Origin of the sequence: uncultured Clostridium sp., assembly GCF_937920395.1 — a bacterium.
Classification (GTDB): domain Bacteria; phylum Bacillota; class Clostridia; order Clostridiales; family Clostridiaceae; genus Clostridium_AD.
This window is the reverse complement of sequence record NZ_CALEVF010000240.1, coordinates 1-6,644: the sequence shown is the minus strand read 5'-3', so window position 1 is coordinate 6,644 and position 6,644 is coordinate 1. Positions and strand designations below refer to the sequence as shown.

The window sequence follows — 6,644 nt, the reverse complement described above, 5'->3', positions numbered from 1 at the left end:
AGGATCTTTTTTAAGTAAACTAATATACTCTTCTACAGAGTTAACCCCCACTCTTGACATCAAGCTTAAAATTCGTCTGTGCAACTGATTAGATTTATACGCCGACAAATCTATACTATATTCTTTTAAAACCCAATGCTGAAAATCTATTAAATCCATTAGCGTTTTCTCATCTCCCCATTACAACCTTAATTATTTCCTGCGCAATATTTTCAAGTAGTACAACTTTATCTACTTTGCCAGTTTCAAAAGCTGCTTTTGGCATACCATATATAGTGCAAGTAGATTCATGTTCTGACATAGTAATTCCACCATTGTCTTTAATATTTTCGGTTCCTTTGGCTCCATCACGGCCCATTCCAGTAAGAATAACACTTAAGAGATGAGAACCATAGACCGCCGTTGCTGAATCAAATAACTTATCTACTGCTGGTCTAACACCCCAAATAGTGGGCTCTGTATTTAACTTTATTTTCTTGTCACGTCCTACCTCCATATGATATCCACCAGGTGCTATATAAACTATATTTTTTTCAATTAAATCACCCGCACAGGCTTCAACAACTTTTAAATTACTATTCAAATTCAGCCTCTGCGCAAAAGCCTTTGTAAATCCAGTTGGCATATGTTGCACTACTAAAACTGGTACTCCTATATTATCGGGCAATACTGTTATTACTTTATATAATGCTTTTGGACCACCAGTAGATGCTCCAATAAGTACGGCATCAATACTTGGAACTACTTTTGATTCTCGTTCTATATTTTTTTGCATTATTACTTTATTTATATTTATCTTTTTTTCAAGGGGAATGATAGTTCTAACTTTACTTTGATTATAAGCAAATTTTATTTTTTCAACCAATTCATCTTTAACCATATTTATATCTAATGATATTTCCCCAGACGGTTTTGCAATAAAATCGAAAGCACCTAGTTCAAGGCACATCATAGTTAACTCTGTACTAGCCTTAGAACTGCTACTAAGCATTATAACTGGTATATTTATATTAGCTGTTTTTAATTTCTTTAGCGTCGTTATACCATCCATTTTGGGCATTTCAATGTCCAAAGTTATTATGTCAGGTTCATTACGAATCATTTTTGATAAAAGTTCCTCGCCATTTCTCGCTGTGCCTATAACTTCCATTCCTATTTCAGAGTTAATCATATCAGAAATTATTTTTCTCATCAACGCTGAATCATCTACTACAAAAACTTTTATCTTTTTAAGCATTATATATCCCCTCAACCTTTAGTTAAATCTCTACGGTTCCCATTCCTACAGTCCTAATTGACAGTAGACCATTAGTTGTGTCAAATATCAAAGTTCTACCTTTATTGCCACCAATGTCTTCTGCAAGTAGTGGTATAGATAGAATTTTCAGAGCATTTTTCACTGCCATACTATTTCGATTGCCAATATCCATAATTATACTTTTATCTGAAAAGTTAAACATTGACGCACCACCTGCTATTTTAGCACGCATATTGCATAGCTTCGCACCTTTGCTAATCATATTTGTAACTAAAATAGGTATAGCTAAATCCGCAAACTTTATTTCATTTGATATTTTATTAAACTGGCTACTATCTGGAAGCATTATATGTGCCAGTCCTGCAATTTCCATATGCTTATCATAAATTGCAACTCCAACACAAGATCCAAGTCCCACAGTTATTAATTTATCTGGAGAAAATGCTACATTTAAATCTGCAATCCCTACCTTTATCTCATTATATTCCATAATTACACCCTATTTTATAATATTTGTATTTTTTCTTCATCTGTCAATATAGATGAAATATTTAAATATATAATTATTTTACCATCAATTTTAATAAGCCCTTTAATATATCTTTTGGATATTCCTGTTATTATTTGTGGCGAATCTTCTATGTTAACACTAGCTACATCTTTAACTTCTGATACAAAATCAACTATTATCCCTATTTTACTATTATTCTGCTTTGTAACTATTATTTTAGAATCCTTACCAATTTTAGATGATGGTAAATTAAATCTTTTGGTTAGTGTTATCACCGGCAAAATACTATCTTCATAGTTTATTACACCTTCAACGAATTGTGGTGAATTTGGAACCTTAGTGGCCTTTTCATATTCTAGTATTCGCTCCACTTCCATAATATTTGTAGCATATTGTTCGCCATTTACACTGAAAACCAGTACCTTAATTTCTTTTTCATTCATGTATAATCCCCCTACGCTTGTAATTTATCAACTATTAATTCCCTGTTCTCATTTATATAGGCATGAACATTTTTGCTAGGAAGATCTAGAATATATTCTTTCTCACCTATAATAAAACTAGTATTTTGATAAGCAAGTTCCGCCCATATTTGACCATAATCTTCTACAACAAGTTTTGTTGATACTCCCCCAAGTCCTCCAACTATCTTACATCTAATTTCTTTCCCAGCTTTAATAACTCCACCACGAGCTAAGCTTTCGGCTTGCTGAAATATAACGCTATCACTTGCCACTATTTGTGATACATATTCCCCTTTACCGGTAATTATAATATTACCGGAGCTCTTAATTATCGAATCTTGACAATAACCTAACACTACATTTACAGGAAGAGTTAAATTCATATTTAGCGCTAATATTTTATTATCAGTAATTTTTATTGCATCATTTAATTCCTCATAATTTTGTATATTATGAGGACCAACACCAAGTATTTTATTTTTAATAATAAATAATAATTCATCTTGCGTATCTTGTTGCTGGAGTATCCTTTTAGCTACTCTAACTGAAGTTTGAAGAAGCTTTTTAAATTTAGTTTCAAGTAAGATCTTAACAAGTTCTCCATCACTAGTACCTCTTGCTATAAGCTTCATTTCTTTTAATTGTTTTATAGAAGATATTAAATTTGAGACATCATTCTTCATACTCTTTAAATCGCTTAAATACTCTAAAATTAATACATCTTCTTTTCCAGCCGCGATATCTGAATGAATGGCATTACCATTTACCACAGCATCACCATTCGCAACAATTTCTGCATCTGTTACGCTACCTTTAACTAAAATAGAATTACCTGCTTCTACCTTCATCCCTTCTCGTACACTGCCACTTATAATTATATCCCCCACAAATTGAATATTGCCTGTTTTCAAATCCACATTTCCTATTATTTTATGAGTTTTATAAACGAAGAAAGTATTTCCCCTTGATGATGGTCTACCATCAGTTGTTGCCACAACCTTATACCTATCCTCAATTTTACAACCTTCTCCTACACCGAGTAGTATTCTTCTTGCAATTTTAGTTACTATATTCTTACCTGTAATATCTATTCCATCTTTTCCATTTTTACCTAAATAAAGAGTAGCCAAAAGCTGTCCTTTTTCAACTCCTTGTACTGAACCTATAGCTTTGTAGTCTATACTCTCTTCATCATCATAATTTATAGTATTTTTATTTCCCGCTTGCTTGTAATTTATTTCCAATCTATCATCTACGGCGTCTATATTTCTATTTCCTTTAGCAATAAGCAAATCTAAAATTTCGTGTGCCTTCGCACATTTTATAATATTCATCTTCAAAATACCATATTTAATATTATTATTTAGTAATTCCTTGTTAATTTCTAATTCCGTAAATTTAGGTGGCATAACTTCTTCTTTAGCTTCTACTTCTAATAAGACTGAATTCATAGGCTCACAATCTTTGAGTTTATTTGTTATATTAGGTTTATACTCTATACTAATGTAAGCCTCCATATTATCTAAGCTTCTTCTTAAATTCAAATGCCTCTGTGCTTCACCTTCTTTTAGAAACGCCTCAATAATACTTTCTTCATTCACATTAGCACGTACGCCAACATTTTCTCCATTTACAATTAGTGTAATATTATTAATATTAGTATTAGAAATTACAGCTAATTTGCCACCATCACAAGGATTTTTGACTATTATTTTACCATTTTTTATTTCTATAGTACCATCTTTTTCATTATAAATATCTGTTTTTAAATCATCTCTTTTAACAAGTTTAACATTTAGACTAACATCACCAGGCAATTCTTCTATAGAATCAATAGAAATTATAACATGTTTCTTAAATAAACCTCTTTTTTCATCAACTATTGAATATTTAAGCAATTCTTTAGAAATGCCTAAAGCAATGCTTGCATTTTTTAAACACTCCTTAACAGTAGATCCTTCAAATTTTTGAAATTTCGACTTATACTCCACTTGTATCACCTCTTCCGATAGATAACTTATCCCATAAACATTCTATTGTATCCCACATATCAGAATGTTTTATTTATTTATCGTTCTATTCGAAATAAACTTTACAAATTTTTGTTTATTCTCTTTTAATTCTTTATCAAACCCCAACATTATTGCTTTTATTATTGAATTTTCTGATGAATTAAAAGAAAATCCATCCACACTTTCTATTGGGAGAACCTTAGGTGATGTCCCTGAAATAAACAAACCATCGTATGATTTAAGATCTTTTTCTAAAACATCTTTTTCAATAAATTTTATGTTTAATTTTTCACAAGTTTTTATAATAAATTGCCTTGTAATTCCAGGTAATACATTAATGACTCTAGATGTTACAACTGTAGATCCTTTTACCATAAAAATGTTTGATTTACTACCTTCTGTAATATATCCATCATCATCAATTAAAATTGCCTCATATACCTTCTTACTATTTATTTTCAAATTTACATTTTTACGAAACTCATTATTAATAACCTTAGCATTAGGATTACTTCTCTCTCCATGGTAAGTAATAGTTTTAACACCCTCTGCATATTGCTCTTTTAAAGGATATGAATGCTCCACAAAATATACTAAGAACTTTTCATTAACCCCATCCTTATAAAGGTTTTCACCATCTGGATTATAGTTTATAACTAATTTTAAATTTCCATTTTCCACTTTATTTTTACTTATTAATTTAATAACTCCATCTATAATTTCATTTTTCGTAATAGTTAAATTGTATTTCATAATTTTAGCAGAATTCTCAAGGCGACTTAAATGTTCCATAAAAAATATTGGTATTCCATCACTTACTCTTATAACCTCATATAATGATTTTCCATCATCACTACAATAATTATGAAATTCTTCGCTCTTTTTAAGTTCATCACCAAATAAAAAATATAGTTGTGTACACTTGTCCATATAAATTCTCCTCCTTATTTTAAGGATATAACAATTAAATTTTGTCATATCTTCCATGTTTATATTTTTATTATACTTTATATCCTATAAATAGTCCTACTTCCATCTCAAAATTTCAATTTTATCATGTGCTTTTTTATAATTTATCAAATAAGGATGTCCTACTAAATTAAAAAGTGGTAAATCAGAAAGTGAGTCTGAAAACATACATGAATTTTCAAAATCAACATCTATATTTTCTTTAAGTAAGACTTCTTTTAATCTTTTCACTTTCTCTTCACCTTTACAATTTTCACCTAACATCTGATTTCTATGTAATCCATTCTCCTTTATAAATCGAGTTCCTATTACTTTATCTACTTCTTTTATATTGTAAAATTCGTTTAAATAAAATTCAGCTGAAGCGGAAATCAAATAAATTTTATACCCCTGCTTTTTCATTTTTTTTATGGTATCTATGGCATCTTTATATAATATTTTGCTTAAACGTTTTTCATAAAATTCTTTAACAATTTTTTTCATCTCATTTTCCTCTATGCCGTCTATAAATCTTATAAAAGTTCTTTTTGCTTTTGAAGCATCATATATTTTAAATACATAAAAAATCGACGAAAATATGCTTTTCGGCAAATACTTTATATATTTGGGATTCTTTTTTAACATAAAAAAATAAAATTCTAATAAAGTCTCCCGTTTTGTTATTGTATAATCCACATCAAAAATAGCTAATTTTTCTTTCAATTTTACTCCTCCTTTAAAAATATATTATAATATTATTACCTTAATGTTAATCCTGATACCTCAGCTGTGCAAGAAATAATTTAATTTAAAAGGAGCCGCTGCATTTGCAACGGCTCCTTTTATAATTATTTTTCTTCTTTAATTAAATCTTCATAATATGCCGTTACTTCTGCAAATTCTTCATCCTCAGGTATAACTAATTCGCCTGTTTCTTCATCTCCAATTACCTTGAAAAGGTATATTGAATCATCTTCAGGATTTTGAACTAAAGCATATTCATTTTCTTTATAAGTAAATCCATCTACTATTTCACATGGAACTATGTTACCATTCTCATCTTCTAAATCTACTGTTAATGCTTCGCCTTCGCCTTCGCCACATCCGCAACCACAGCCTTCATGTTCATCATGTTCATGACCACCGCATCCACAGCCTTCATTTTCATGGCTACCGCATCCGCAACCTTTATTTTCATGGTCATGTTCGTGACCACCACATCCGCAAGATGTATTTTTATCTTCATTCATAATGTAGTACCTCCTAGTTTCAGTATACCTTAATTTTACCCTAAAACATAAAATAATAAAAGGGTTTTTTAAATTATTTTTATTAAATTATTGTAAATAAAAAAGAAAGATGAAATTTAATTCATCTTTCTTTCCTTTAAAATTTTAAATACTATTTTTCACTAGCAAGTTTTTGGTATCCTGCTAATCTTTCTTTAGCAT

Annotated in this window: 7 protein-coding genes and 1 pseudogene; all 8 read right to left on the bottom strand. The window is 29.8% G+C overall.

The genetic code is table 11. The features are described 5' to 3' along the window. Positions 1-159 (bottom strand): annotated as a pseudogene (locus Q0649_RS15680) (chemotaxis protein CheR); the annotation flags it as partial. Positions 160-169: 10 nt separating this feature from the next. Continuing rightward, positions 170-1,237 (bottom strand): chemotaxis response regulator protein-glutamate methylesterase, encoded by a 1,068-nt coding sequence (locus tag Q0649_RS15675; protein ID WP_298844156.1) that lies wholly within the window; start codon positions 1,235-1,237, stop codon positions 170-172. Between the two features lie 22 nt (positions 1,238-1,259). Beyond that, on the bottom strand, positions 1,260-1,748 hold the full coding sequence (locus tag Q0649_RS15670; protein WP_298844153.1) for a chemotaxis protein CheD: 489 nt from the start codon (positions 1,746-1,748) through the stop codon (positions 1,260-1,262). A gap of 14 nt (positions 1,749-1,762) precedes the next feature. Continuing rightward, complete coding sequence (locus Q0649_RS15665; RefSeq protein WP_298844150.1) at positions 1,763-2,212, bottom strand: chemotaxis protein CheW; 450 nt, start codon at positions 2,210-2,212, stop codon at positions 1,763-1,765. A gap of 11 nt (positions 2,213-2,223) precedes the next feature. Further along, complete coding sequence (locus Q0649_RS15660; RefSeq protein WP_298844148.1) at positions 2,224-4,224, bottom strand: flagellar assembly protein A; 2,001 nt, start codon at positions 4,222-4,224, stop codon at positions 2,224-2,226. 69 nt (positions 4,225-4,293) lie between these two features. Beyond that, a complete protein-coding gene (locus tag Q0649_RS15655) occupies positions 4,294-5,175 on the bottom strand; it encodes an aminotransferase class IV (protein ID WP_298844144.1) in 882 nt (293 codons plus the stop codon). 96 nt (positions 5,176-5,271) lie between these two features. After that, positions 5,272-5,916, bottom strand: a complete 645-nt coding sequence (locus tag Q0649_RS15650; protein ID WP_298844142.1) for an HAD-IB family hydrolase — start codon at positions 5,914-5,916, stop codon at positions 5,272-5,274. A gap of 125 nt (positions 5,917-6,041) precedes the next feature. After that, positions 6,042-6,443 carry a DUF1292 domain-containing protein gene (locus Q0649_RS15645; protein ID WP_298844140.1) on the bottom strand — a complete coding sequence of 134 codons (402 nt, stop codon included), beginning with the start codon at positions 6,441-6,443 and terminating at the stop codon, positions 6,042-6,044. Positions 6,444-6,644 lie beyond the last annotated feature (201 nt).